Source organism: Streptomyces sp. NPDC048196 (assembly GCF_040652715.1).
GTDB lineage: Bacteria > Actinomycetota > Actinomycetes > Streptomycetales > Streptomycetaceae > Streptomyces > Streptomyces siderophoricus.
Window position 1 is genome coordinate 17277 of the sequence record NZ_JBEZMM010000039.1, and the last position, 24844, is coordinate 42120.

The following is a 24844-nucleotide window of genomic DNA, read 5'->3' on the forward strand; positions in this document are numbered from 1 at the left end:
CCTCCCGTGCGGGCAGGCGATAACCATCGACGGTCCCTCACCATCGACGGTCCCTCACCACCGACAGTCCATAACCATCGGCTATCACCGCATGTCTTGGACGTGTCCGGGCCGGGGCGGCAAGGATCAGGGGTGTCAGCAGCCGTCGCCGGCCCCGCCGCCGGCCCGCGCCACCAGGAGCCCGCCGTGACCGCCGCAAGCGCCCTCCCCGCCCGCACCCTGGGCGGCCTCACCAGCTCCGCCATCGGCTTCGGCGCGATGGTCCTCTCGCCCGGCGTCTACGGCGAGACCGACGAGCAGCGCGGCACCACCGCCCTGCTCTCCGCCCTCGACGAGGGCGCCACCCTGATCGACACCGCGGACGGCTACGGCCCCGACGGCCACAACGAGCAGCTGATCGGGCGGGCGCTGCGCGGCCGCCGCGACGAGGTCGTGCTCGCGACCAAGTTCGGCTTCCGGCTCCCCGAGGGCGTCGCACCGCACCCCTTCCCGGTCAACTACGGCTTCGGCGAACTGGCCGTGAACGCCGACCCCCGCCACGTACGCGGCTACGCCGAGGCGTCGCTGCGCAATCTGCGGACCGAGGTCATCGACCTCTACTACCCGCACTACCCGGACCCGCAGGTTCCGTTCGAGGACACCGTCGGTGCCGTCGCCGAGCTGATCGACGCCGGTCTGGTCCGTCACCTGGGCCTGTCCAACGTGACCGCCGACCAGCTGCGGCGTGCGCACGCGGTCCGCCCGGTGGCCGCCGTCCAGGTCCAGTGGTCGATGTGGCAGCCCATCGACGCCGAGCTGCTCGCCACCGCCCGCGAGCTGGGCGTGGGCATCGTCGCCTGGAGCCCGCTGGGCAGCGGATTCCTCACCGGCACCGTCCAGCAGGTCGCCGGGGACGACTTCCGCCGCCATCTGCCGCGCTTCGACGCCGCCAACCTCAAGGCCAACCAGGACCGCTTCGCGCCGGTCCGGGGCCTCGCCGAGGACCTCGGCATCTCCTCCGGCCAGCTGGCGCTGTCCTGGCTGCTGCACCAGGACGAGGACGTCGTGCCGATCCCCGGCAGCCGCACCCCGGCGCACATCGCGGAGAACCTCGCCGCCGCCCGGATCGCCCTGTCCGCCGACACCCTCGCCCGGATCGACGCCGCGCTGAAGGACACCACCTTCGAGGGCACGGCGGCGGTCGTCGACCGAGCGTCCGGCCCGGATGGTCGGAGCGGCGTCCGGGATCGGGGAGAATGGGCGCCATGAGCGTTCGTACAGAGTCCTCCGCCGCCCACCGGGCCGGCTTCGCCTGCTTCGTCGGCCGCCCCAACGCGGGCAAGTCGACCCTGACGAACGCTCTCGTGGGTACGAAGGTGGCGATCACCTCCAACCGCCCGCAGACCACCCGGCACACGGTCCGCGGCATCGTGCACCGCCCCGACGCCCAGCTGGTCCTCGTCGACACCCCGGGCCTGCACAAGCCGCGCACCCTGCTCGGCGAGCGGCTCAACGACGTCGTCCGCACCACCTGGTCCGAGGTCGACGTGATCGGCTTCTGCCTGCCCGCGGACCAGAAGATCGGCCCCGGCGACCGGTACATCGCCGGTGAGCTGGCCGAGATCAAGAAGACCCCCAAGGTCGCCATCGTCACCAAGACCGACCTGGTCGACTCCAAGACGCTGGCCGCCCAGCTGATCGCCATCGACCAGCTCGGCAAGGAACTGGGCATCGAGTGGGCCGAGATCATCCCGGTCTCGGCGGTGGGCGACACCCAGGTCTCCCTGCTCGCCGATCTGCTGGTGCCGCTGCTGCCCGAGGGCCCGGCGCTCTACCCGGAGGGCGACCTCACCGACGAGCCCGAGCAGGTCATGGTCGCCGAGCTGATCCGCGAGGCCGCGCTGGAGGGCGTCCGCGACGAGCTGCCGCACTCCATCGCCGTCGTCGTCGAGGAGATGCTCCCGCGCGCGGACCGCCCGGCCGACAAGCCGCTCCTGGACGTGCACGCCAACGTCTACATCGAGCGCCCCAGCCAGAAGGGCATCATCATCGGCCCCAAGGGCAAGCGCCTGAAGGAGGTCGGCACCAAGTCGCGCAAGCACATCGAGGCACTGCTCGGCACGCCGGTCTTCCTCGACCTGCACGTCAAGGTCGCCAAGGACTGGCAGCGCGACCCGAAGCAACTGCGGAAGCTGGGCTTCTAGTTCGCCGCGCGCCCCGAGCCGGGCCGCCGGCGGGCGCAGGGAATATCCCCCGCCCCCGCCCCGTTGTGCCCCCGAGGGGGCCCTCACGACCCCTACGGGATCCGTTCGACCGCCCCCTAGGGGCCCGGCCCCAGGCCCGCCCGCTCCCTCACCCAGCCCTTCCCACCCCCCTCACCCCACCCCCCGAATCCGTCGTACCAGCAGCGCCCCCAGCAGACCGATCGCTGCTGCCACGGCGTACAGCGTCCGGTAGCCGCCGAGGTGTACGAGGGGTGCGGCCAGGGCCGGGGCGGCCACCTGGGGCAGGGAGTTGGCGATGTTGATGACGCCGAGGTCCTTGCCGCGATGGGCCGCGGCCGGCAGGACGTCCATCATCAGTGCGAGGTCGACGGACGTGAAGACCCCGAATCCGATGCCGAGCAGCGCCGCGGCGCACAGTGCGCCCGGCCAGGTCTGCCAGACGGCGAGCAGCGCGGTGGCCACCGTCATGATCACCCCGGCGCCCAGGACGAACGGCTGCCGTCGCCCGGCCCGGTCGGACCAGATCCCGCCGACGACGACCGTGGTCAGCAGCGTCACGCCGTTCACGGCGGTGAGTACCAGCACCCCGCCGTCCGGGTCGGCCCGCCGCAGCACATCGCGCAGGTAGTACAGCAGGTACAGCAGCGCCAGCGCGTTGCCCAGGTTGATCAGGAACCGGGTCAGCCAGGCCCAGCCCAGGTCCGGATGGCGCCGCGGGCTGATCCAGAAGCCGGTGACCAGGGTGCGCCAGGACATCTCCGGCCGCCGCTCGGCCGGCAGCACCGTGTCCCGGTGCCCCAGCACGTACGGCAGGGTGCCCAGCACCACGAAGCCGGCGCAGGCCAGATAGCCGGCCCCGGGCCCGCCCGCGACGGTCGCCAGGCCGGTACCCGCCACCACCCCCAGGATCTGCGCCGCGCCCAGCCAGCCGCCCACCGCTCCCCGCTGCCGGTGCGGCACCCGGTCGGGCACCGCCGCGGTGATCGCCGCGAACGCCGCGTTGAGCGCGAGCTGTACGGAACCCCAGGCCAGCGCCATCGCCAGGACCGTACGGGCTGCCGCCAGTGCCGCCAGCGCGGCGGCGCCTGCGACAACTCCCGCCACGATCCAGGGAGTTCGCCGCCCGTAACGGGAGGTCGTACGGTCCGACAGCGCGCCGAAGAGGGGATTGGCCACCAGGGAGACGGCGGCTCCCACGCCGGTCACCCAGGCCAGCACGGATTCCTTGGGCATACCGGCGGCCGGTGCCGCCACCTCCGCCGCCTGCCAGGCGAGCAGTATTTGCAGCGGCCCGTACCAGCCCGCCCAGATCGCCCCGTTGGCCAACGCCAGGGACGCGGTCCACCCGGACCCGACCGGCGCGGACGGCTCGGCCAGCGGATCCGGCGCCGCGACCCGGCTCCGCCACCGGGCCGCTCCGGCACGCCGGCCCACCGGACCACGGCCGCTCGCCTCCGCCGCCCGACCTGCCCGGCCGCCGCCGTCCGCCCCCGTGGCCCGGCTCACCCGCCCGCCTGCTCCCGGAGCACCTCGCGGAACCAGCGGTACGAGGACTTCGGTGTCCGCGTCAGCGTCGCGTAGTCGACGTGGACGAGCCCGAACCGTCGCGCGTACCCCTCCGCCCATTCGAAGTTGTCCAGCAAGGACCAGACGAAATACCCCCGGACGTCCACCCCCGCCGCCATGGCGGCATGCAGGGCCCGCAGATGGCCGTCCAGATAGGCGATCCGCTCCCCGTCCTCGATGCCTTCGTACGAGCAGCCGTTCTCGGTGATCACGATCGGCGGGAGCCGCTTTCCGTACCGTTCGTGGAATCCGACCAGCAATTCGGTCAGTCCCTCCGGAACCACCGCCCACCCGAAATCGGTCCGGGGATATCCCTCGATGTCACGGGGCGCGAAAGGCAGCCCCTCGGGTATGCGCGTTCCGCCGACCTCCGTCGCCTCGCCCCTCGGCCGTCCCACCAGTGACGGCTGGTAGTAATTGATCCCGTACCAGTCCAGCGGCGCGGAGATCACCTTCAGGTCGTCGTCGACATTTCCCGGCAGCAGCTCCGCCACGTCGTCGTCCGGATAGCGGCCCAGCAGAATCGGGTCCGCGAACATCCGGTTCAGCAGCAGGTCGTAGAAATCCGCCGCCGTACGGTCTTCTTCCGCGTCGGAGGCGGCCCAGGTCGGCCCGTGGGAATTCGCGATCCCGATGGACCGGGCGCCCCGGGCCCGCAATGCCTGCACCGCCAAGCCGTGCCCCAGCAACTGGTGGTGTGCTGCCGGCAACGCTCCGAACAGCAATTCCCGCCCCGGCGCGTGCTGCCCCAGCCCGTAGCCCAGCAGCGTCAGTTCCGCCGGCTCGTTGAGCGTGATCCACCGCTCCACCCGGTCCCCGAGCCGGGCGGCCACGGCATCCGCATACGCGGCGAACCACTGTGCCGTTTCCCGTACGAGCCAGCCGCCGCCGTCCTCCACGACCTGCGGGGTGTCCCAGTGGAAAAGCGTCGGCACCGGCGCGATTCCGGCCGCCAGCAAGGCGTCGACCAGCCGGTCGTAGAAATCCAGCCCGGCCGCATTCACCGCCCCGCGCCCGTCCGGCACCACCCGTGGCCAGGCCACCGAAAACCGGTACGCGCCTACCCCGAGTTCCTTGAGCAGCCGCACGTCCTCGGGATACCGGTGGTAATGATCGGTCGCCACCCGCGCATTCGACCCGTCCTTGATCCGCCCGCTCTCCGCGGCGAAAACGTCCCATGTCGAGGTGGCGCGCCCCCCTTCGTCCACCGCGCCTTCGATCTGTGCGGCGGACGTCGACACCCCCCACAGAAATTCCTTCGGGAAGCGCGGCAGGGGCCTGGGGAACTCCGGCACGGCAGTCATGCCGGGATCTTCGTAACCGGCGGTAACAGTGTCAAGGGGCAGGACACGCAAGGGAGTTGGCGGGCGGCCGGCGGTGCCTCGCCGTCGCCGCCCCGCTGGTGCCCCTTGTCGGCGGCCCTGCGCGACCGGCTACGCGCCTTCCTTCATCACCCTCGTGATCAAGGTCCGCTGGTCGTCCGTGAGACGGGGGTCGGAGAGGTACACCGTGCGGCCGTCGACGGTGATCTGGTAGCTGAAGCCGTCGGGGACGCCGACGGGGGGTTCGGTGCGGGCGGTGGCGAGGGCGCGTTCGGCGAGCGACTGCCACTCGCCGGAGTCGTCGCGCCCCGCGGTGTCGATCTCGGCCCGGCGGTCGATGGCCGCGAAGCCGCCGGTGCGGTGAACGTGAATGCGCATAACGGGCTCCTCCGACGTCCTGCGACGGACTTCTTCCCCGTTTGGGGGGCCATATGGCCACGGTAGTCGGGGGCGGGGGGTGGGCGCCTGCTGGTCGCCGGCGCCCGGACACCGCCCCCGTTCTTTCGGGTAACCGGCACACCCCCGAGGTACGCCGGTCACTTCCCGCCGCGCCGAGATGCGGCCTCCTGTGTCGCTACGTCGTCACTTCGCCGAGATGCCGACCTGCGACCAGGCCTTGATCACGGCCTCGTGTTCGTCACCGGTGCCGAAACGGGCCTGGGCGGCCTTGATCGTGAGCTTGGCGAAGTCGGCGAACGTGGCGGCCTTGGGCAGTTCGCCGCCGGTCAGGACGTCGTACCAGACCTGGCCGGCCCGCTCCCACGCCTTGCCGCCGAGCTTGCTGGCGACGAGGTAGAAGGCGTGGTTGGGGATGCCGGAGTTGATGTGGACGCCGCCGTTGTCGTCGGCGGTCCTGACGTAGCCCTTCATGGTGGCCGGCTGCGGGTCCTTGCCCAGGACGTCGTCGTCATAGGCCGTGCCGGGCGCCTTCATGGAGCGGAGGGCCTTGCCGGTGACGTTGGGGCCGAGCAGGTCGGCGCCGATCAGCCAGTCGGCCTGGTCGGCGGTCTGGCCGAGGGCGTACTGCTTGATCAGGACGCTGAAGACGTCGGAGACGGACTCGTTGAGGGCGCCGGACTGGCCGTGGTAGTCGAGGTTGGCGGTGTACTGGGTGACGCCGTGGGTCAGCTCGTGGCCGATGACGTCGACGGGGATGGTGAAGTCCTTGAAGAGGTCGCCGTCACCGTCGCCGAAGACCATCCGCTCGCCGTCCCAGAAGGCGTTGTCGTACTTCTGGCCGTAGTGGACGGTCGCATCGAGTGCCAGGCCGGCGCCGTCGATGGACTTGCGGTGGTACGTCTTCAGGTAGAAGTCGAAGGTCGCCCCGAGGCCCGCGTGAGCGCGGTTGACCGAGGCGTCTTGGGAGGGGCCGTCGGACTCGGAGTGGACCTTGGTGCCGGGGAGGTTCTCCTGGTGGCCGGCGTCGTAGATGGTGCGGGTCGGCTTGTCGGCGTCGGCGCCGGGCTCCCCGGGGGCCGTGGCGCGGGCGGCCACCTCGCGGCGGCGGATGCGGTGGGCGCCGTCGTGCTCCAGGGTGCGGCGGGCCGGCTCGAAGTGGGCCGGGTCGTCCGACCGCGCGAGGTTGTCGAGGATGTGCGGCGGGATGATCGTGCAGAAGACGGGGTGGTCGGGGCCGGTCGGACCGGTGGCCTTCGAGGTCCGGTCGTTGCTGGGATCCGTGTTGAGGTCCATGGACAAACGGTGGCACTGTGTAGTGCGGGTGTCACTGCTTGCGCTGGAGATTCCTGCATATGTGTGGTTCGTCGCATTTAGGGCGTAACGTCCGGCCCGGTCCCGCATACTGATACGCGACCGCCACTCAGGGCGTACCTCGGTTAGGGTGCTGAGCATCATGCGTTACGGGCTGCTTCTCCTTAGCTGCCGCGGCGAGGGCCTGTAGTCGAGGCCGACCCCCTCCCCGCGGAGTCCGGTGTTGCCCACCGTCGGCCGTCGAAAGCCTTCGACAGGAGCCCCGCGCAATGACCTCCGAAATCTCCGTCGGTCGCCCCACGCCCATCACCGCCGCGACCGTCACCCAGCGGCCCTCCGGGATGCCGATCCACAAGTACGGCCCGTACGAGGCCGTGGACCTGCCGGACCGGACCTGGCCGGACAACCGGATCACCAAGGCGCCGCGCTGGCTCTCCACCGACCTGCGGGACGGCAACCAGGCGCTGATCGACCCGATGTCGCCGGCCCGCAAGCGCGAGATGTTCGACCTGCTGGTGCGCATGGGCTACAAGGAGATCGAGGTCGGGTTCCCGTCGTCCGGCGAGACCGACTTCCACTTCGTACGGTCGATCATCGAAGAGGGCGCGATCCCCGACGACGTCACGATCTCGGTGCTGACACAGGCCCGCGAGGACCTGATCGAGCGGACCGTCGAGTCGCTGCGCGGCGCCAAGCGCGCCACCGTCCACCTGTACAACGCGACCGCGCCGACCTTCCGCCGGGTGGTCTTCCGCGGCTCCAAGGACGACATCAAGCAGATCGCCGTGGACGGCACCCGGCTGGTGATGGAGTACGCGGAGAAGATCCTCGGTGACGAGACGGTCTTCGGCTACCAGTACAGCCCGGAGATCTTCACCGACACCGAGCTGGACTTCGCCCTGGAGGTCTGCGAGGCGGTCTGTGACGTCTGGCGTCCCGAGGAGGGCCGCGAGATCATCCTCAACCTGCCCGCCACGGTGGAGCGTTCGACGCCGTCCACGCACGCGGACCGGTTCGAATGGATGGCCCGCCACCTGACCCGGCGCGAGTACGTCTGCCTGAGCGTCCACCCGCACAACGACCGGGGTACGGCCGTGGCCGCCGCCGAGCTGGCGATCATGGCGGGTGCCGACCGCATCGAGGGCTGCCTGTTCGGGCAGGGCGAGCGCACCGGCAACGTCGACCTGGTGACCCTGGGCATGAACCTCTTCAGCCAGGGCGTCGACCCGCAGATCGACTTCTCGCAGATCGACGAGATCCGCCGGACCAGCGAGTACTGCAACCAGATGGAGGTCCACCCGCGCCACCCCTACGCGGGCGACCTGGTCTACACCGCCTTCTCCGGCTCCCACCAGGACGCCATCAAGAAGGGCTTCGACGCCATGGAGGCCGAGGCGGCCGCCGCCGGCAAGACCGTGGACGACATCGAGTGGGCGGTGCCGTACCTGCCCATCGACCCGAAGGACGTCGGCCGCTCCTACGAGGCCGTCATCCGCGTCAACTCGCAGTCCGGCAAGGGCGGTATCGCCTACGTCCTGAAGAACGACCACAAGCTGGACCTGCCGCGCCGGATGCAGATCGAGTTCTCCCGGATCATCCAGGAGAAGACCGACGCCGAGGGCGGCGAGGTCACGCCGGCCGCCATCTGGTCCGCCTTCCAGGACGAGTACCTGCCCAACCCCGCGAACCCCTGGGGCCGCATCCAGGTCAAGAACGGCCAGACCACGACCGACCGGGACGGCATCGACGCGCTCACTGTCGAGGCGGTCGTCGACGGCCGGGACACCGTGCTGACCGGTTCCGGCAACGGCCCGATCTCCGCGTTCTTCGACGCCCTGCAGGGCATCGGCGTGGACGTACGGCTGCTGGACTACCAGGAGCACACGATGAGCGAGGGCGCCTCCGCACAGGCCGCCTCGTACATCGAGTGCGCGATCGGTGACAAGGTCCTGTGGGGCATCGGCATCGACGCGAACACCACCCGCGCCTCGCTGAAGGCCGTGGTCTCCGCCGTCAATCGCGCCGGCCGCTGAGCCTCAGGGGTAGCACGGCCCCGGCCCCGTGATTTCGGCCAATATCGGCGGCGCGCCAGTGCTTCTGGCGTGCCGCCGAGCCGTAGTTGTCCGATACGAGGTGCTGACGGCGCATCAATGATGTGGCTAACATCACGTCCAACACGGCGACGGTGGCGTGGGGGTCTCTCCCGGGCCTGGACGGCAACGGGGAGTTACGGAGGCTGACGGAATGCACAAGGTGTGTGTGATGGGAGTGCGCACGTCCTGGCGTACCGTCGCCGACGGCGAGTTCTTCTGTCCGGACTGCGGCGGCGACCGCAACTATCTCCGGCGCACCGGCCACCGCCGTCTCACCCTCCTCGGCGTCCCGCTCCTCTCCCGCGGCCACACCGGCCCGGTCCTGGAGTGCTCCGCCTGCCACGGCCGCTTCGGCCTGGACGCCCTCGACCACCCCACCACCGTCCGCTTCTCCGCGATGCTGCGGGACGCCGTCCACACCGTCACGCTCGCACTGCTGGCCGCCGGCGGGACCTCGTCCCGCACGGTCCGGGAGACCGCCGTGGACGCCGTCCGGACGGCCGGCTTCCCGGACTGTTCCGAGGACCAGCTGCTGACCCTCCTCGCCGCCCTCGCCGCCGACACCGGGCGGCTCACCGGCACCTACGACGCGGTGACCGGCGGCCACTGCGGCCACGCCGGCCTCGACCCGTGCGGCACCGCGCTGGCCATAGAGCTGCACGAGGCCCTGGAGCCGCTCGCCCCGCATCTCGCGCCGGCCGGGCGGGAGTCGCTGCTCCTCCAGGGCGCCCGGATCGCCCTCGCGGACGGCGCCTACACGCCCGCGGAGCGCGAGGTGCTCATCACGGTCGGCGGGGCGCTGACCCTCGGCCCGACGGACACCGAGCGGCTGCTCGCCGCGGCGGCCCGCACGCCCTCGTAGGGCCGGGGCTCTCCTGCCGCTCCTTGACGGGTGCCCTTCGCGGTGATCTTGATCGCGTAGGACTTCGGTGCCGAGACGCCGCACCTGCCGTGGTCGTCGCAGAAGGTGGCGAGGGCGGTGAGGGTGGCGCGACCGCCCGGCCGGGCGCCCGCCTTGAGCTTCAGGCGCATGGGCTTGCTCAGGTACTCGCCCGGCATGAGGTCGGCGTAGCGGAGGAACCGCCCCTTGCGCAGGTCGACGGTGTGCCAGGTGCCGCCCGCCGCGTTGTCGAGGAACTGGACGGTGACCGGCGCGGTGCCGGTGAGCGAGAGGGTGACGGCCGGCAGCGTGCCGTTCGTGGTGTTGCGGACGAGATCGGCGAAGCCGTGCCAGCCGGAGCCGACGGCCACGGTGCGGGGGAGGTCCAGGAGTTCGGTGCTCACCCCCGGTCTTCCGGTCGCTGCGGCGGCCGGGGTGGTCAGCAGGGCGGCGGGGGTCAGCAGGGCCGTGGCGAGGACGGCCGTCAGGGCGCGGCGGAGCTTCATCGGGAAGGTCCCTCTCGATCCGGAGGCGGTTGCCGTTACCGACCGGTGAGGGGGCGGGAAGGTTGCGGCCCCCGTCGCCGCCGGGGCGGTGACGGGGGCCGGACGCGCCGGGTGCCAGGGGCGGTTACGCGCCCGCCGCGGCCGGAGCCGACGTCGGGGCCTCGGCCGGCGTCAGGCGCACCGGAAGCCCCCGCAGGCCGCCCGAGATGAAGCCGCCCGCGGGCTGCAACTCCTCGGAGGGTACGGCCAGTTGAAGGTCCGGGAAGCGGGCGAAGAGCGCCGGGAGGGCGATCCGGGCCTCCATACGGGCCAGCGGGGCACCGAGGCAGTGGTGCACGCCGTGGCCGAAGGCCAGGTGCTCCTGGACGCCGCGCCGGACGTCGAACGTGTCCGCCCCGGGGCCGTGGAACTCCGGGTCGCGGCCGGCGCCGGCGTACCCGGGGAGGATCGCGTCGCCCTTGCGGATGGTGATCCCGTCCGGCAGCTCGATGTCCTCCACCGCGAAGCGCAGCGGCAGGCTCGCGATGCTGGGGGCCCAGCGCAGCGTCTCCTCGATCACATCGCTCCACGGCACCTGGCCCGACAGCACCAGCTCGCGTTGGTCGGGGTGGGTGAGCAGGGCCGTCACCGCGTTGCCGATGAGGTCGACGGTGGTCTCGTGGCCGGCGCCGATGACCAGCAGCAGGGTGTCCAGGAGTTCCTGCTCGGTCATCCGCTCGCCGTCGTCGTCCCGTGCGGAGACCAGCAGGCTGGTGAGGTCGTCCGCCGGTGCCTCGCGCTTGGCGGTGACCAGGCCGGTCAGCAGGGAGTGCACGGCCGCGGCGGTGGCACCGGCCTGTTCCGGCGTGGCGGTGGTGTCCATGATCGCCTCGACCAGCCGGGCCAGTTCGGCGCGCGGCTCGCCCTCCGGGAAGCCGAAGAGCTCGCAGATGACCTGCATGGGCAGCGGGTGGGTGAACACCTCACGCAGGTCCACGACCGAGCCGGCCGGGCGGCCCGCGAGATCGTCCAGTAAGGCCTGGGTGATCCGCTCGACGCGCGGCAGCATGGCGTCCGTACGGCGGGCCGTGAACGCCGGCGCGATCAGCTTGCGCAGCCGCCGGTGGTCCGGGCCGTACGCGGTGAACATGTTGGTGACGCCGATCCACGACTGCAGCCAGCTGCCGCGGATCTCCTCGCGCTGCCAGGCCGGCCAGTGCTCCCGGGGGTTCTTGGAGACCCGGTCGTCGGTCAGCAGCGACTTGAGCAGGGCGTGGCCGGTGACCGCCCACGCCTCGATGCCGCCGGGCAGCTCGATCCGGGCCGCCGGGCCTATCGCGCGGAGGCGGGCTGCCTCCCCGTGGATGTCGCTTCCGACCGGGTCGATGACATAGGGCTGCTGTCCCTGTTGTGCCATGGAGTGGCTCCTGCCTGGTCGGGGGTGATGGGGGAGAAGCGGGCCGGCAGCGCGACCAGGGCCCGGTGGAAGGCGCCGTGCCGCCACTCCAACTCGCGGGTGGGAACGGCGAGTTCGATGTCGGAGAGCCATGCGGTGAGCCGCTCGATCGCGGTCGTGGCGATCAGAAGTGCGTGCCGCTTGACGGGGCAGGCGTGCGGTCCGGCCGCCCAGGAAAGGTGCGAACCGCCGCCCGAGCCCGGCACGTCCAGCGAGGTGGTGTCGAACTGGCTGTTGGCGGCCGCGTACGACACCATCACCAGCTGCCCCCGGCGCACCCAGGTGCCGTGGAAGAAGACGTCCCGGACCGGGAAGTGGGCGGAGTAGTTGGTCAGCGGCGGGTCGTTCCACAGCACCTCGTTGATGGCGTCCTGCGGGGTCAGGGCGCCACCGGTGAGGGTGTTGTAGTAACGGTCGTCGGAGAGCATCCGCGACAGCGCGTTGCCGATGAGGTTGGCGAGCGGTTCGTTGCCCGCGCCCATCACCAGGATGATGTTGTGGATGAGCTCCTCGTCGGTCAGCCCGTTGGGATGGTCCATGAACCACGAGGTCAGGTCCGCGCCGCGCTGCGCCTTCTTCGAGCCGACCAGCTCCATGATGTACGCGGTGTAAGCCTCGTTGGCGGCCGCCGCCTCCTCGGGCGAGGTGCCCTCGATCATCCCGGCGAGGGCCTCGATGAGCCGGTCGCTGTAGGAGTCGGGCAGCCCGAAGAGGTTGTTGAACATCAGCAGCGGGATCAGCCGCGCGTAGTCGGCGATCAGATCGACCTCACCGCGGGCGCCGAACCGCTGGATCAGGGTGTCCGCGGCGTGGTGCACACGGGCCCGCAGCTCGTGCGGCTCCACCAGCTTGAAGCTGTCGACGATGACGTCCCGGTAGCGGACGTGCGCCGGCCCGTCGCTGTAGAAGACGTTCGGCCGCCAGCCCAGCATCGGCAGGATCGGGGAGTCCGGCGGGATGGTCTGCATCCACTCCCGGGAGTCCTTCGACCAGGTCGAGTCGTCGTGCAGCAGGTCGAGGGCCGCGCGGTAGTCGGTGACCAGCATCGCGGTCACGTCGGGCGCGATCTCGACCGGCGCCAGCGCGCCGTACTGCCGCAGCCGGCCGTAGACGCAGCCCGGGTCGGCGGCGAACTCCGGTCCGTAGAGCTTCACCGGCTCGTGCGCGTCGGGCCGGGCCTGCGGGTACCCCGTGGCCTGCTGCGGCGGGACCGCGGAGTGCGCCGGGCAGCCCGGTGGCGGCGCGGCGCCCTGCTGCGGCAGACTCCCCGAGCTCTCGGCTGCGCTCGGGCGGGGGAGACCCCATTCTTCCGGCTGGTGCGGGGAAGTCACGGGTTCGGGTTCTCCTCGGGAGTGTGGGCCAGAACGTGGCCGACGAGCGCGATCAGCGCATCGACGGACTGGTCGCGGTCGCGGGCGTCGCACAGCACCAGCGGTGTCTCGGGGTGCAGGTCGAGTGCCTCGCGGAGCTTCTCGACGGAGTACTGGGGCGCGTCGGGGAAGGTGTTGACCGCGACCGCGTAGCGCAGCCCGGCCTCCTCGACGATGTCCATCACCTCGAAGGAGTCCGCCAGCCGGCGGGTGTCCGCGAGGACCAGGGCGCCCAGCGCACCGCGGGCGATGTCCTGCCACAGGGGCCGGAAGCGCTTCTGCCCGGGCGTGCCGAACAGATAGAGCACCAGGTCCCCGGGCAGCGTCAGCCGCCCGAAGTCGATCGCGACGGTGGTGGTGGTCTTCTCCCGTACGCCGGCGAGATCGTCGACGATCGCGCCGGACTGGGTCATGACCTCTTCGGTGTGCAGCGGCGGGGTCTCCGACAACGCCCGGATGAGCGTCGTCTTGCCGACCCCGAACGGCCCCGCGACCAGCAGCTTGACCAGGGTCTGGTGCTCGCCGGAGAGGTACATGGTGCCGGTGCCGGTACCCGTACCGGTCGCGCTGCTAGGACTTGAGAGAGCGGAGTCCATCGAGAACCCTCTCCAGAATCTGCCGGTCGAATTGCTCGGCTTCGGGGATGGGGACACGGGCGTGCAGTCGCCCGGCATCGACAAGGTCGGCCACCAGCACCTTCACCACGCTGACGGGCAGGTGAAGGTGGGCGGCGACCTCGGCCAGAGACAGCGCCCCGGGCTGCAGCAGCTCCAGGATGCGGTGCTCTTCCGGGCGTACCTCACTGGTGATCGGCATCCCCACGCTGTGCAGCAGGGTGAGCCGGTCCAACGTGTTGCGGCTGGGGCGGGCGCGTCCGCCGGTGGCCAGGTAGGCCGGAACGAGGCGCCTGCCGCTGCTCTGGCGGGGCGTCATGCCGGGTTACCGAGGTCCCGGGCCGGGCTGTTCATCACCTTGCTGCCCAGCGTCGTCACCTGGATCTGCATGTGGTGTGCGACGACTCCCATGTTCACCTCCGGGTCGGCGAAGACGGCCAGGCAGGTGTTCTCGCCGGCCGGTATCGCGAAGACGAAGCCCTCGTCGGACTCGATGACGGTCTGCCGCAACCGGGTGTCGTCCTTCTCGGCGAACGCGGCGGTGACGGCGCGCGCGGCGCCCTGGAGCGCGGACATCATCGCGGCGACACCCTCGCCGGCCTCCCGGGTGAGGCCCGGCGAGGCACCCTCGATGAAGCCGTCACCGGAGATCACGGCTGCGTGGATAACATGCGGCAACTCCAAGAGCGGCGCCAGCACCCAGGACTTGTCCTCGGCGACACGGCGGCGGGTGGGGTTGTTCATGACTGGGCGTTCCCTTCGGGACTGCGAGGGGGTTCTGACTGGGCGGCTGCCCGGCCGGATTCGGTGCCCCGCTGGAGGGCGGCCCAGCGGGATCCGGTCTCCTCCGGGGAGCGCGGGGGAATCGGTTCGGTGCGCGGGGCCTGTTCGGCCTCCGACGCGGGCTTGCGGCGGCGCCGGCGCGGCAGTTCGCCCTCGGTGGCCGGCGCGTCGTACGAGGCGTGCACGGCGGGCGCGGCGGGCGCCGCGGGGGCGGCCGGCGCGGCCGGGGCGGGAACCGGCTGACCGGCGGAGGACGCTGCCGAGGAGGGCGTCGCCCCGGTCGGCAGGGCGGAGGAGGATCGTTCCGTCATCCCGGAACGGTGCGGCAGCGGAGCCATCACGGACATGGGCTGGGCGCTCTCGTCTAGGACGGTGAGGAGGGGGTCACCCGGGATGTACACCACGGCCCGCACACCGCCGTACGGCGACGGCTCGACGTGCACTCCGAAGCCGTACTGGCGCACCAGCTGCCCGGCCGCGGCGAAACCGGACCGCGGCGGGTCGCCGAGCTGGGTCAGCAGTAGATCGCCGTCGCCCGCCAGCAGCTCCATCGCCGCCTTGATCTCGTCGTCGTGCATGCCGACGCCGTAGTCGTCGATGATCACCGAGGCGCCGCGGTTGCCCTGCTGGAGGGTGATGGTGACCGGCAGCTCCCGGTGCGAGTGGTGCAGCGCGTTGGCCAGCAGCTCGGTGACGGTGATCGCGATCGGCTCGACGGCCCGCGCGACGACCGCGACCGGGTCGCGCAGCTGGTTGCTGATCTGGACGCGCTCGTAGCCGCGCAGCCGGGACATGGCGCCCACGACCAGCTCGGCCAGGTACGAGTCCTCGCGGGTCAGGCCCGGCCAGGCGCCGCAGACGACGCCGGTGGCCTGCACGCGCCGCAGCGCCTGCTCGTTGAGGAAGTCCGCGTTCAGCAGGTCCTGCGCGATCTCCGGGTCGTCGTAGCGGTGCTGCATCTCCTGCAGCGCCGTCTGCAGCCGGTAGAGCAGCGCCTGGATGGTCGTGGTCGCGCCGCGGAGCGCCGACTGGGCGGCCGCGTCGACCCGCGTGCGCTCCTTGGTGATGGCCTCGCCGACCTGCTCCAGTACGGCGGCGAGCGCCTCGTCGGTCTCCGACCCGGCGAACCGGGCGTCGAGCAGACCGCGCACCGGTACGTGCGGATGCGCCAGCGCCATCGTCAGGTCCGGGAGCCGGGTACCGGCCAGGTGCCGGATCTCGGCCTCGGTGGCGCGCAGCCGGGCCGACAGCTCCGTATTGCTGTGGAGCGTGGCGCTGTTCTGTTCCTCAGCGGCGGTCAGGCGCGCTCTCAGGGCCTTGCGTTGTCCGCTGGCCCGGACCGAGAACGCCGCCAGGACCACGGCGGCGGCCGTACCTGCGCTGAGGCACCACAACAGCGCCTCCGGTATGGATGTCATCGAGATCCTCATGTGGGGTACTGACTGGGTCGGCCGGCCATCACGGCGACGTGCTGCCGATCATCACGGGATGCTACCGGGGAGTTGACGTGCCGTGAGGTGCGATCCCAAGGGGCGACTGAGAAGTACGGAAGGTCACCTTCCGCCCGCGATGACCGGACGATAACGTGATGCGGCCCTGTCATCCAGGGCAGATGGCGGTGCCGCTGTGTGCCTGTTGTGTGCCCTTGGTGAAAGCCGGTCAGGCGGCCCGGAACCGCGCGTTCTTGACGGCCTCTACGAAAGCGGACCAAGCGGTGGTGCTCCTGCCCCACCGAGCTCCGCTCAGGTCGTACTCGCGCATCGTCCGTTGTCCGACGCCGTCGACTCCACCAGGCACGGCGACGCCTCCGACGACCCCGACGCGCTTCCGGAGCGTCACCGCGCGAGCGCGCACAGTGCTGCCGGTCGGCCCCCTCTCCGCATGCGCGAGAATGGCGCCATGAGTCTGTTCCGCGACGACGGCATCGTGCTGCGCACCCAGAAGCTGGGTGAGGCGGACCGGATCATCACGCTGCTCACCCGCGGCCACGGCCGGGTCCGTGCCGTGGCCCGGGGCGTGCGGCGGACGAAGTCGAAGTTCGGGGCGCGGCTGGAGCCGTTCTCCCATGTGGACGTGCAGTTCTACGCCCGCGGCAGCGAGCTCGTCGGGCGCGGGCTGCCGCTCTGTACGCAGAGCGAGACGATCGCCGCGTACGGCGGCGGCATCGTCACGGACTACGCCCGCTACACCGCCGGTACGGCCATGCTGGAGACCGCCGAGCGGTTCACCGACCACGAGGGCGAGCCGGCGGTCCAGCAGTACCTGCTGCTGGTCGGCGGGCTGCGGACGCTGGCCCGCGGGGAGCACGCGCCGCATCTCGTGCTCGACGCGTTCCTGCTGCGCTCGCTGGCCGTGAACGGTTACGCGCCGAGTTTCGACAGCTGCGCACGGTGCGGGATGCCGGGCCCGAACCGGTTCTTCTCGGTCGCGTCGGGCGGGGTGATATGCGGTGAGTGCCGGGTGCCCGGGAGCGTCGTACCCTCCTCGGAGGCCATCGGGCTCCTGAGCGCGCTGCTGACCGGCGACTGGGAGACCGCGGACGCCTGCGAGGCCCGCCATGCGCGGGAGGGCAGCGGGCTGGTCACGGCCTATTTGCACTGGCACCTGGAGCGGGGGCTGCGTTCCCTGCGGTATGTAGAGCAGTAGGGCAGGCGGGCGCGGTGAGGCAGTGGTCACCCGCGCACAACGACAATCCTCGAAGCGACACAGCGACACAGCGACACAGCGACACAGCGACACAGCGACACATAGGAGACGTGGGCCGCATGGCACGACGCGGGATTCTGGGCCGTAACCGACGCGAGTACGTCACGCCCGAGCCGCACCCTTCCGGCGCGCGGCCACCGAAGATCCCCGGGGAGCTCGTCCCGAACCATGTGGCCGTGGTCATGGACGGCAACGGCCGGTGGGCGAAGGAGCGGGGCCTGCCGCGCACCGAGGGCCACAAGGTCGGCGAGGGCGTCGTGCTGGACGTCCTCAAGGGCTGCATCGAAATGGGCGTGAAGAACCTCTCGCTCTACGCCTTTTCCACCGAGAACTGGAAGCGGTCGCCGGACGAGGTGAAGTTCCTGATGAACTTCAACCGCGATGTCATCCGGCGGCGGCGTGACGAAATGGATGCGCTCGGTATTCGCATCCGGTGGGTCGGGCGGATGCCGAAGCTGTGGAAGTCCGTGGTGCAGGAGCTCCAGATCGCCCAGGAGCAGACCAAGAACAATGACGCGATGACCCTGTATTTCTGCGTGAATTACGGAGGCCGGGCGGAGATCGCGGACGCCGCGGCGGCGATCGCCCGGGACGTACGGGCCGGGAAGCTGGACCCGTCGAAGGTCAACGAGAAGACCGTCGCGAAGTACATGTACTACCCGGACATGCCGGACGTGGACCTCTTCGTGCGGCCGTCCGGTGAGCAGCGCACCTCGAACTACCTGATCTGGCAGAGCGCGTACGCCGAGATGGTCTTCCAGGACATCCTGTGGCCGGACTTCGACCGGCGGAACCTGTGGGACGCGTGCCTGGAGTACGCCAAGCGGGACCGGCGCTTCGGTGCCGCGCCGGTGGCGGAGGGCGAGTCCGCGACCTGACGGGCCCGAGGGCGGGCGGCCCGGCTTCCTGTGCTCCAGGAAGCCGGGCCGTACGCGTACGGGCCGTTCAGGCCCCTGCCTAGAGGCCGTTGCGGCGGTAGGGCACGTACGGCTGGCCGATCGACCTCTCGTGCGCCGCGTCGCCCGAGTAGTACGGGTACGGGATGACGTGCGAGACGGTGCCCTGGGAGCCGTTGTCCTCCAGGGCGATGTACTTGGTGTGGGCCTCGTCGGCCCAGCCGCCGAAGAGCACGGTGTGATCGCCGGCGATCAGGGCGTCGCCCGGCTGCAGGTCGTCCTTGGTGATCACGTGGGCGGTGTTGCCGCCCATCAGGCCGTAGGTGTTCAGTCCCGGGGGTTCGAGGCCCCAGGCGGCGGAGACGAAGCCCGAGCAGTCGTCGCGGTAGCCGTTGGTGGTGGCCGACTGGCTGTAGCCGATGCGGTGGTTCACCCGCTCCAGGGCCCGGTCGATGATGTCCTTGCGCTCCTTGGGGAGCCCGGAGGTGTCGGGGGCGTCCTGCACGCCGGCGCCGGTGGTGGTGTGGTGCTTGCCCGGCGACCAGGCGTCCCAGTCGCCCTTCGTCTCCCACTTGCCGTCGCCGTGGCCCTGGGAGGGGGCCGGACCGCCGGCGCCGCCACCACCGTGGCCACCACCGCCGTGGCCGCCGCCGCTGGCACCGCCACCGCCGCCGCCGCCACCGGAGCCGGAGCCGGACCCGGCGCCGTGCGAGCCGGTCTGCGGTGACTTGGGCGTGTCGTGGTGCTTGCCGTCCCTGATCTTCTTGAGGTCTTCTTCGATCTTCTTCTCGTTGGCCTCGTACTCGGCCTTGACCTGCTTGATCTTGTCGGCGTCCGCCGCGAGCCCGTCGAGCAGCTGGGACTTGGCCGCGGCGAGGCGCTCGCTCACCTCGGCGATCTCCTCGACGTCGGCGAGCACCTGGTAGGCGATGCCGAAGCCGGGAAGGGACGCCAGCGGCGCGGTCGCGAGGTCGATGCTCGCCGCGGCGGCCATGGTGTCCTTGACCTCGCACAGCCGCCGGTGCAGCTCCAGCATCTTCTCGGCGGCCGAGCGCCAGTCCTTCTCGATGGTGTTGAGCTCCGCCATCTCGACACCGAACGTGTCGCCTGCCATCCGTACAACCCCCGTGTTGTCGTGGCTCGTCAGTAGACCTGGGACAGCCGGGTGACGGCCTGGCCCAGCGTGGTGAGATCGTCGGAGATCTTGTTCATCTCCTTGACGCGGCCGTGCGCGACGGCGACGAAGGCGTCGGACGCCGGGCCGTGCCAGGTCAGCTTGCCGAGGGCGGTATTGACCTCCTTGGTCAACCCGTCCAGCTCCTTGCTGAGCTTGGCCAGTTCGGCCGCGATCTTCTGCAGATCCGCGTCGCCGCCGCCGAACATCTGGGTCAGCACCCAGTGCGCGATCTCGGCGGGCGCCATCATGACGTCCTTGCCGACCTCGACCACGTCGCCGACGAGCTGCTTGCCGTCTTCCCAGAGATCCCCGAGACCCATTACTACCCCCCGTGTGGGCGCGAGCACCGCGCCGATAGCCCACCGAGGCTACCACCAGCGTGTACCTGTCACCTGTGCGCTGTGCCGCAGGGCATACGAAGGGCCGCCCCGATCAACTCGGCGGCGGCCCCGGCGCAGTTGCTGCTCCTGCGGCTACTTCTCCTCGGCGGTCCGCTCCGCGCACTCGCCACAGGTACCGAAGATCTCGATCGTGTGCGCCACGTCCCGGAAGCCGTGTTCGGCGGCGATCTGGTCGGCCCACTTCTCCACCGCGGGACCCTCGACCTCGACGGCCTTGCCGCAGCTCCGGCAGACCAGGTGGTGGTGATGGTCGTCGGTGCTGCACCGGCGGTAGACCGCCTCGCCCTCACTGGTGCGCAGCACGTCTACCTCACCGGCGTCGGCGAGCGACTGCAGCGTGCGGTAGACGGTGGTCAGGCCGACCGAGTCGCCCCGGTGCTTGAGCATGTCGTGCAGTTCCTGGGCACTACGGAACTCGTCCACCTCGTCGAGTGCGGCGGACACCGCGGTCCGCTGCCGCGTCGACCGGCCGCGTACCGGAGATCCCGCGCTCGTCGCCACCGTTGCCTCCCTTAGGACGTCAGGTCTTCCCCCTGCGCATGCGTCCCGCCATTGTGCCAGGTGATGACCGGCGCCCTGGTGGGACGCTTACCGGCGTGCGGCTATCCGGCCACGCTCACATCGTCCGGGGCGGTGCGACCGGCGGGTACCTCCAGGGTGCACCCCGCACCGGGCTGTGCGGCAGCCCTGGCGCGCTTTTTCGCGAGCGGCGTGGCGAGCGCGGTCAGCACGACGAACAGGCCGATGGCGAAGAGCACGATCGTGGCACCGGACGGGACGTCCACGTAGTACGAGGTGGTGGTGCCCGTAAGGGTGACCGCGACACCGATCGCGACGGCCACCGAGAAGGTGACCGCGAAGCTGCGGCTGATCTGCTGGGCGGCCGCGACCGGGATCACCATCAGGGCGCTGACCAGCAGCAGGCCGACCACCCGCATGGCGACGGTGACGGTGACCGCGGCGGTGACCGCGATCAGCAGGTTCAGCAGCCGGACCGGCAGACCGGTCACCCGCGCGAACTCCTCGTCCTGGCACACCGCGAACAGCTGGCGGCGCAGCCCGACGGTGATCGCCAGTACCAGCGCGGCGAGCACGTAGATCGTCGTCATGTCCTGCGGCGAGACGGTGAGGATCGAGCCGAAGAGGTAGGTGCCGAGGTTGGCGTTGGAGCCGGCGTCGGAGAGGTTCATCAGCATCACACCGCCCGCCATACCGCCGTAGAACAGCATGGCCAGCGCGAGATCGCCGCGGGTCCTGCCGAACCAGCGGATCAACTCCATGACGACGGAGCCGAGGACGGCGACGGCGGTGGCCAGCCACACCGGGCTCTGGTTGAGCAGGAAGCCGAGGCCGACGCCGGTGAGCGCGACATGGCCGATTCCGTCGCCCATCAGGGCCTGGCGGCGCTGGACGAGGTAGATGCCGATGGCGGGCGCGGTGATGCCGACGATCAGGGCGGCGATCAGGGCCCGCTGCATGAAGGCGTAGTTCAGGATGTCCATCAGGTGAGCAACCCCGTCCGGATCGGTTCCGCGGCCGCGTCGGCGTGCGGGTGGACATGGTCGTGGCCGGGGAGGGCGTGCTGGCCCACGGCCTCGGGCGGCGGGCCGTCGTGGACGACGCAGCCGTCGCGCAGCACCACCGCGCGGTCGATCAGCGGCTCCAGCGGGCCGAGCTCGTGCAGCACGAGCAGGACGGTGGTGCCGCGGGCGACCTGCTCGCGCAGGGCGGCGGCGAGCACTTCCTGGCTGGCGAGGTCGACGCCGGCCATCGGCTCGTCCATGATCAGCAGTTCTGGTTCGCCGGCCAGCGCCCGGGCTATCAGCACCCGCTGGTGCTGTCCGCCGGAGAGCGCGTTGACCGAGTCCTTGGCACGGTCGGCCATGCCGACCAGCTCCAGTGCGTGGTGGACCGCGGCCCGGTCGGCCTTGCGCAGCACGCCCAGCTTCGTACGGGCCAGCCGGCCGGCCGTGACGACCTCGCGGACGGTGGCGGGCACCCCGCCGGCCGCGGTGGTGCGCTGCGGGACGTATCCGATGCGGGCCCAGCTCTTGAAGCGGCGGAACTCCGTGCCGAACAGCGACAGCGAGCCGCCGCTCAGCGGGACCTGGCCGATCACCGACCGGACGGCGGTGGACTTGCCGGAGCCGTTCGCGCCGAGCAGCGCGACGACCTCGCCGGAGCGCACCGTCAGGTCGACGCCGCGCAGCACGGGGCGGGCGCCCAGTGCTGCGGTGGCGCCGCGCAGGTCGATGACCGGCTCGGGGAGCGGTTCTTTCACGGTGACCTCCGTGGGGTGCGGGGCGGGCTGGTCGGTGCGGTTCGCTTGCTGCTCACTTGCTGCCGAGCGCCTTCTGCAGCGCCGCGAGGTTGGCGCGCTGCACGCCGAAGTAGTCCGTGCCGCGGGACTTGGCGGTGATCCCTTCGAGCGGGTCCAGGACGTCGGTCCGCAGGTGGAGATCGCCGGCCAGGGTCTTGGCGGTGGCCGGGTTGGCGATCGTCTCGAAGAAGACCGTGGAGACGTGGTGGTCGGCGGCGAGGGTGTGCAGGGCCTTCATGCGGTGCGCGCTGGGCTCGGACTCGGGGTCCAGGCCGCTGATGGCCTCCTCGGTCAGGCCGTAGCGCTCGGCGAGGTAGCCGAAGGCCGCGTGGGTGGTGAGGAAGGTGTCCGACGCCCGGTTCTTCAGGGCGTCCTTGAACTCCGTGTCGAGCCCGGTCAGCTTCTTCACCAGGGTGTCGGTGTTCTTCTGGTAGTCGGCCCGGTGCTTCGGGTCGGCCTTGGCGAGGGTCTTGTTGACGCCCTTGGCGACCTCGGCGTACTTGACCGGGTCGAGCCAGATGTGCGGGTCGTTGCCGCCCTCGGAGTCGGAGTGCGAGGCGTTGTCGCCGGTGGTGTGGTGGTGGCCGTCGACCTCGGTGCCGTGCTTCTCCAGGGAGGTCAGCGCGGCGGCGTCGGCGATGTGCTTGACGCCGGACTGGGCGACCGCCGCGTCCACGGCGGGCTGCAGGCCCTTGAGGTAGACGACCGCGCCGGACTCGCCGAGCTGGGCGGTCTGCTTGGCGGTGAGCTCCAGGTCGTGCGGCTCGACGCCGGGTTTGGTGAGGTCGGTCACCTCGACGTGCTTGCCGCCGATCTGCGCGGCGAGGAATTCCATGGGATAGAAGGACGCTGTCACCCTCAGCTTGCCGTCGGCCGTCCTGCCACTGGCGGTGGGGGAGCAGGCGGAGAGGGCCAGCAGGCCGAGCCCCGCGGCTCCGGCGACCGCGGCGGTGGTGAGGTGACGGCGTATGTTCATGACACTCATTTTCAACAAACCTGGAAACGATTGTCAATAAACCTCGGGCCGGTGTGAGCGGGCAGACAGTGGCCGGGAACCGATTTGGTCCCGGGGCGGCGCCCGCCGGTACCCTGAACTATTCGCCCAGCCGTCTTGCGACCTGCACCCCCGACGAGACGCGAGGGCGCCGCCCAATTCATCGTTCGTCGTCGTAATGAAGAGAGCACCGTGGCCGCCGACAAGATCGATACCATCGTCAGCCTGAGCAAGCGCCGTGGCTTCGTCTACCCCTGCAGTGAGATCTACGGCGGCTCCCGGGCTGCCTGGGATTACGGTCCGCTGGGCGTCGAGCTCAAGGAGAACATCAAGCGGCAGTGGTGGCGCGCCATGGTCACCTCGCGCGAGGACGTCGTCGGCCTCGACTCGTCGGTGATCCTGGCGCCCGAGGTGTGGCAGGCGTCCGGCCACGTCGCCACCTTCACGGACCCGCTCACCGAGTGCACCTCCTGCCACAAGCGCTTCCGCGCCGACCACCTGGAGGAGGCGTACGAGGCCAAGCACGGCAAGCTGCCCGAGAACGGCCTCGCCGACATCAACTGCCCGCACTGCGGCAACAAGGGCGGCTTCACCGAGCCCAAGCAGTTCTCCGGCCTGCTCTCCACCCACCTCGGCCCGTCCCAGGACACCGCCTCGGTCGCCTACCTGCGCCCCGAGACCGCCCAGGGCATCTTCACCAACTTCGCCCAGGTCCAGCAGACCTCGCGCAAGAAGCCCCCGTTCGGCATCGCGCAGATGGGCAAGTCCTTCCGGAACGAGATCACTCCGGGCAACTTCATCTTCCGCACCCGCGAGTTCGAGCAGATGGAGATGGAGTTCTTCGTCAAGCCGGGCGAGGACGAGCAGTGGCACGAGTACTGGATGGAGCAGCGCTGGAACTGGTACCGCGATCTCGGTATCCAGGAGGAGAACATCCGGTGGTACGAGCACCCCAAGGAGAAGCTCTCCCACTACTCCAAGCGCACCGCTGACATCGAGTACCGCTTCAACTTCGGCGGCACCGAGTTCTCCGAGCTGGAGGGCGTGGCCAACCGCACCGACTACGACCTCGGCGCGCACTCCAAGGCGTCCGGCCAGGACCTGTCGTACTTCGACCAGGAGGCCGGCGAGCGCTGGACCCCGTACGTCATCGAGCCGGCGGCCGGTGTGAACCGCGCGATGCTCGCCTTCATGCTCGACGCCTACGTCGAGGACGAGGCGCCCAACGCCAAGGGCAAGATGGAGAAGCGCACGGTCATGCGCCTCGACCCGCGCCTGGCGCCGGTCAAGGTCGCGGTTCTGCCGCTGTCCCGCAACCCGCAGCTCTCCCCGAAGGCCAAGGGCCTCGCCGCGGACCTGCGGAAGAACTGGAACATCGAGTTCGACGACGCGGGCGCCATCGGCCGCCGCTACCGCCGCCAGGACGAGATCGGCACCCCGTTCTGCGTCACCGTCGACTTCGACACCCTCGACGACAACGCGGTCACCGTCCGCGAGCGCGACACCATGAAGCAGGAGCGCGTCAGCCTGGACCAGATCCAGCCCTACCTGGCGGCGCGCCTGCTGGGCTGCTGAATCCGGCACCGGGTGGCTGCTGAGGTCAGCCGCCAGGTAGCTGCCGGCTGCTGAGTCCTGAGTCAGTCATCGGGTGGCTGCCGGCTGCTGAGTCGGTCATCGGGCAGGTAGGTGAACGGGGCCGGTTCCCTCGGGGGAACCGGCCCCGTCATCGTTTTTGCCTTGAGGTCGCTGGGGATGCTCGCCTGCGCGTGCTCGCGTGTGCGTGCTCGTCTGTGCGTGCTCGTCTGTTTGTGCGCCTGTGTGTGCTTGCCTGCGCGTGCTCGTCTGCGCGTGCTCGCCTGTTTGTGCG

Annotated in this window: 24 protein-coding genes; 7 read left to right on the forward strand and 17 right to left on the reverse strand. The window is 70.7% G+C overall.

All coding sequences use genetic code 11. The features are described 5' to 3' along the window. The first annotated feature begins 186 nt into the window (after positions 1–186). Complete coding sequence (locus AB0E02_RS29060) at positions 187–1248, forward strand: aldo/keto reductase (RefSeq protein ID WP_362144412.1); 1062 nt, start codon at positions 187–189, stop codon at positions 1246–1248. Further along, on the forward strand, positions 1245–2183 hold the full coding sequence (era, locus tag AB0E02_RS29065) for a GTPase Era (protein WP_362144415.1): 939 nt from the start codon (positions 1245–1247) through the stop codon (positions 2181–2183). Before AB0E02_RS29060 ends, era begins: the two co-directional genes overlap by 4 nt. 171 nt (positions 2184–2354) lie before the next feature. Here era and AB0E02_RS29070 read toward each other — a convergent pair whose 3' ends face one another. From AB0E02_RS29070 to AB0E02_RS29085, 4 genes are all read right to left on the reverse strand, one after another. Continuing rightward, the gene (locus AB0E02_RS29070) at positions 2355–3581 is read right to left on the reverse strand and encodes an MFS transporter (protein ID WP_362144529.1); all 1227 of its coding nucleotides are present in this window, start codon (positions 3579–3581) and stop codon (positions 2355–2357) included. Positions 3582–3706: 125 nt separating this feature from the next. Continuing rightward, on the reverse strand, positions 3707–5074 hold the full coding sequence (locus AB0E02_RS29075) for a GH1 family beta-glucosidase (RefSeq protein ID WP_362144418.1): 1368 nt from the start codon (positions 5072–5074) through the stop codon (positions 3707–3709). A gap of 129 nt (positions 5075–5203) precedes the next feature. Beyond that, positions 5204–5470, reverse strand: a complete 267-nt coding sequence (locus tag AB0E02_RS29080; protein WP_362144420.1) for a protealysin inhibitor emfourin — start codon at positions 5468–5470, stop codon at positions 5204–5206. Positions 5471–5674: 204 nt separating this feature from the next. Further along, positions 5675–6784, reverse strand: a complete 1110-nt coding sequence (locus AB0E02_RS29085; protein WP_362144422.1) for a M4 family metallopeptidase — start codon at positions 6782–6784, stop codon at positions 5675–5677. A 287-nt stretch (positions 6785–7071) separates the two neighbouring features. Between AB0E02_RS29085 and leuA the strand changes: the two genes are divergently transcribed. Beyond that, a complete protein-coding gene (leuA, locus tag AB0E02_RS29090) occupies positions 7072–8835 on the forward strand; it encodes a 2-isopropylmalate synthase (protein ID WP_362144425.1) in 1764 nt (587 codons plus the stop codon). Positions 8836–9046: 211 nt separating this feature from the next. Continuing rightward, positions 9047–9757, forward strand: coding sequence for a TerB family tellurite resistance protein (locus AB0E02_RS29095; RefSeq protein ID WP_362144428.1), 711 nt, complete (start codon positions 9047–9049; stop codon positions 9755–9757). On the opposite strand, the gene AB0E02_RS29100 is transcribed toward AB0E02_RS29095, so the two are convergent. The 7 genes from AB0E02_RS29100 to AB0E02_RS29130 form a co-directional block, all read right to left on the reverse strand. Then, a complete protein-coding gene (locus AB0E02_RS29100) occupies positions 9649–10281 on the reverse strand; it encodes a hypothetical protein (RefSeq protein ID WP_362144431.1) in 633 nt (210 codons plus the stop codon). The two genes, AB0E02_RS29095 and AB0E02_RS29100, sit on opposite strands and share 109 nt — an antisense overlap. Positions 10282–10405: 124 nt before the next feature. Continuing rightward, entirely contained in the window at positions 10406–11677 is a 1272-nt protein-coding gene (locus AB0E02_RS29105) for a cytochrome P450 (protein ID WP_362144433.1), read from the reverse strand. Beyond that, entirely contained in the window at positions 11593–12978 is a 1386-nt protein-coding gene (locus AB0E02_RS29110) for a cytochrome P450 (protein ID WP_362144532.1), read from the reverse strand. The genes AB0E02_RS29105 and AB0E02_RS29110 overlap by 85 nt, the downstream gene beginning before the upstream one ends. A 65-nt stretch (positions 12979–13043) precedes the next feature. After that, complete coding sequence (locus tag AB0E02_RS29115) at positions 13044–13622, reverse strand: ATP/GTP-binding protein (RefSeq protein ID WP_078866169.1); 579 nt, start codon at positions 13620–13622, stop codon at positions 13044–13046. Between the two features lie 34 nt (positions 13623–13656). Continuing rightward, positions 13657–14019, reverse strand: a complete 363-nt coding sequence (locus tag AB0E02_RS29120; RefSeq protein ID WP_030413708.1) for a DUF742 domain-containing protein — start codon at positions 14017–14019, stop codon at positions 13657–13659. Beyond that, positions 14016–14444: a roadblock/LC7 domain-containing protein gene (locus AB0E02_RS29125; protein WP_362144437.1), complete on the reverse strand. Its 429-nt coding sequence runs from the start codon at positions 14442–14444 to the stop codon at positions 14016–14018. Before AB0E02_RS29125 ends, AB0E02_RS29120 begins: the two co-directional genes overlap by 4 nt. Then, positions 14441–15901: an ATP-binding protein gene (locus tag AB0E02_RS29130; RefSeq protein ID WP_362144440.1), complete on the reverse strand. Its 1461-nt coding sequence runs from the start codon at positions 15899–15901 to the stop codon at positions 14441–14443. The genes AB0E02_RS29125 and AB0E02_RS29130 overlap by 4 nt, the downstream gene beginning before the upstream one ends. Positions 15902–16382: 481 nt before the next feature. Here AB0E02_RS29130 and recO point away from each other — a divergent pair, with 481 nt between their 5' ends. After that, a complete protein-coding gene (gene recO, locus AB0E02_RS29135) occupies positions 16383–17129 on the forward strand; it encodes a DNA repair protein RecO (protein WP_261951561.1) in 747 nt (248 codons plus the stop codon). A gap of 119 nt (positions 17130–17248) precedes the next feature. After that, positions 17249–18067 carry an isoprenyl transferase gene (locus tag AB0E02_RS29140; RefSeq protein ID WP_261951562.1) on the forward strand — a complete coding sequence of 273 codons (819 nt, stop codon included), beginning with the start codon at positions 17249–17251 and terminating at the stop codon, positions 18065–18067. Between the two features lie 79 nt (positions 18068–18146). Here the strand turns inward: AB0E02_RS29140 and AB0E02_RS29145 are convergent, their stop codons facing one another. The 6 genes from AB0E02_RS29145 to AB0E02_RS29170 all read right to left on the reverse strand — a co-directional run bounded on the left by AB0E02_RS29145 (position 18147) and on the right by AB0E02_RS29170 (position 22959). Continuing rightward, a complete protein-coding gene (locus AB0E02_RS29145; RefSeq protein WP_362144443.1) occupies positions 18147–19199 on the reverse strand; it encodes a hypothetical protein in 1053 nt (350 codons plus the stop codon). Between the two features lie 29 nt (positions 19200–19228). Continuing rightward, complete coding sequence (locus AB0E02_RS29150) at positions 19229–19582, reverse strand: WXG100 family type VII secretion target (RefSeq protein WP_030413702.1); 354 nt, start codon at positions 19580–19582, stop codon at positions 19229–19231. Positions 19583–19735: 153 nt separating this feature from the next. Further along, positions 19736–20164 (reverse strand): transcriptional repressor, encoded by a 429-nt coding sequence (locus tag AB0E02_RS29155; protein WP_030413701.1) that lies wholly within the window; start codon positions 20162–20164, stop codon positions 19736–19738. 101 nt (positions 20165–20265) lie between these two features. After that, positions 20266–21165 (reverse strand): metal ABC transporter permease, encoded by a 900-nt coding sequence (locus AB0E02_RS29160; RefSeq protein WP_362144448.1) that lies wholly within the window; start codon positions 21163–21165, stop codon positions 20266–20268. Next, the gene (locus tag AB0E02_RS29165; RefSeq protein WP_362144451.1) at positions 21165–21944 is read right to left on the reverse strand and encodes a metal ABC transporter ATP-binding protein; all 780 of its coding nucleotides are present in this window, start codon (positions 21942–21944) and stop codon (positions 21165–21167) included. Before AB0E02_RS29165 ends, AB0E02_RS29160 begins: the two co-directional genes overlap by 1 nt. Positions 21945–21996: 52 nt before the next feature. Beyond that, positions 21997–22959: a metal ABC transporter substrate-binding protein gene (locus AB0E02_RS29170; RefSeq protein WP_362144454.1), complete on the reverse strand. Its 963-nt coding sequence runs from the start codon at positions 22957–22959 to the stop codon at positions 21997–21999. Positions 22960–23169: 210 nt separating this feature from the next. Between AB0E02_RS29170 and AB0E02_RS29175 the strand changes: the two genes are divergently transcribed. Further along, the gene (locus AB0E02_RS29175) at positions 23170–24552 is read left to right on the forward strand and encodes a glycine--tRNA ligase (RefSeq protein ID WP_362144457.1); all 1383 of its coding nucleotides are present in this window, start codon (positions 23170–23172) and stop codon (positions 24550–24552) included. Positions 24553–24844 lie beyond the last annotated feature (292 nt).

What these genes read in the sequence shown, in the direction of transcription:
- era (WP_362144415.1), top strand. Translation starts at nt 1,245, where the DNA reads ATGAGCGTTCGTACAGAGTCCTCCGCCGCCCACCGGGCCGGCTTCGCC.
- AB0E02_RS29075 (WP_362144418.1), bottom strand. Translation starts at nt 5,074, where the DNA reads ATGACTGCCGTGCCGGAGTTCCCCAGGCCCCTGCCGCGCTTCCCGAAG.
- AB0E02_RS29080 (WP_362144420.1), bottom strand. Translation starts at nt 5,470, where the DNA reads ATGCGCATTCACGTTCACCGCACCGGCGGCTTCGCGGCCATCGACCGC.
- AB0E02_RS29085 (WP_362144422.1), bottom strand. Translation starts at nt 6,784, where the DNA reads ATGGACCTCAACACGGATCCCAGCAACGACCGGACCTCGAAGGCCACC.
- leuA (WP_362144425.1), top strand. Translation starts at nt 7,072, where the DNA reads ATGACCTCCGAAATCTCCGTCGGTCGCCCCACGCCCATCACCGCCGCG.
- AB0E02_RS29095 (WP_362144428.1), top strand. Translation starts at nt 9,047, where the DNA reads ATGCACAAGGTGTGTGTGATGGGAGTGCGCACGTCCTGGCGTACCGTC.
- AB0E02_RS29100 (WP_362144431.1), bottom strand. Translation starts at nt 10,281, where the DNA reads ATGAAGCTCCGCCGCGCCCTGACGGCCGTCCTCGCCACGGCCCTGCTG.
- AB0E02_RS29105 (WP_362144433.1), bottom strand. Translation starts at nt 11,677, where the DNA reads ATGGCACAACAGGGACAGCAGCCCTATGTCATCGACCCGGTCGGAAGC.
- AB0E02_RS29115 (WP_078866169.1), bottom strand. Translation starts at nt 13,622, where the DNA reads ATGTACCTCTCCGGCGAGCACCAGACCCTGGTCAAGCTGCTGGTCGCG.
- AB0E02_RS29120 (WP_030413708.1), bottom strand. Translation starts at nt 14,019, where the DNA reads ATGACGCCCCGCCAGAGCAGCGGCAGGCGCCTCGTTCCGGCCTACCTG.
- AB0E02_RS29125 (WP_362144437.1), bottom strand. Translation starts at nt 14,444, where the DNA reads ATGAACAACCCCACCCGCCGCCGTGTCGCCGAGGACAAGTCCTGGGTG.
- AB0E02_RS29130 (WP_362144440.1), bottom strand. Translation starts at nt 15,901, where the DNA reads ATGACATCCATACCGGAGGCGCTGTTGTGGTGCCTCAGCGCAGGTACG.
- recO (WP_261951561.1), top strand. Translation starts at nt 16,383, where the DNA reads ATGAGTCTGTTCCGCGACGACGGCATCGTGCTGCGCACCCAGAAGCTG.
- AB0E02_RS29140 (WP_261951562.1), top strand. Translation starts at nt 17,249, where the DNA reads ATGGCACGACGCGGGATTCTGGGCCGTAACCGACGCGAGTACGTCACG.
- AB0E02_RS29145 (WP_362144443.1), bottom strand. Translation starts at nt 19,199, where the DNA reads ATGGCAGGCGACACGTTCGGTGTCGAGATGGCGGAGCTCAACACCATC.
- AB0E02_RS29150 (WP_030413702.1), bottom strand. Translation starts at nt 19,582, where the DNA reads ATGGGTCTCGGGGATCTCTGGGAAGACGGCAAGCAGCTCGTCGGCGAC.
- AB0E02_RS29160 (WP_362144448.1), bottom strand. Translation starts at nt 21,165, where the DNA reads ATGGACATCCTGAACTACGCCTTCATGCAGCGGGCCCTGATCGCCGCC.
- AB0E02_RS29170 (WP_362144454.1), bottom strand. Translation starts at nt 22,959, where the DNA reads ATGAACATACGCCGTCACCTCACCACCGCCGCGGTCGCCGGAGCCGCG.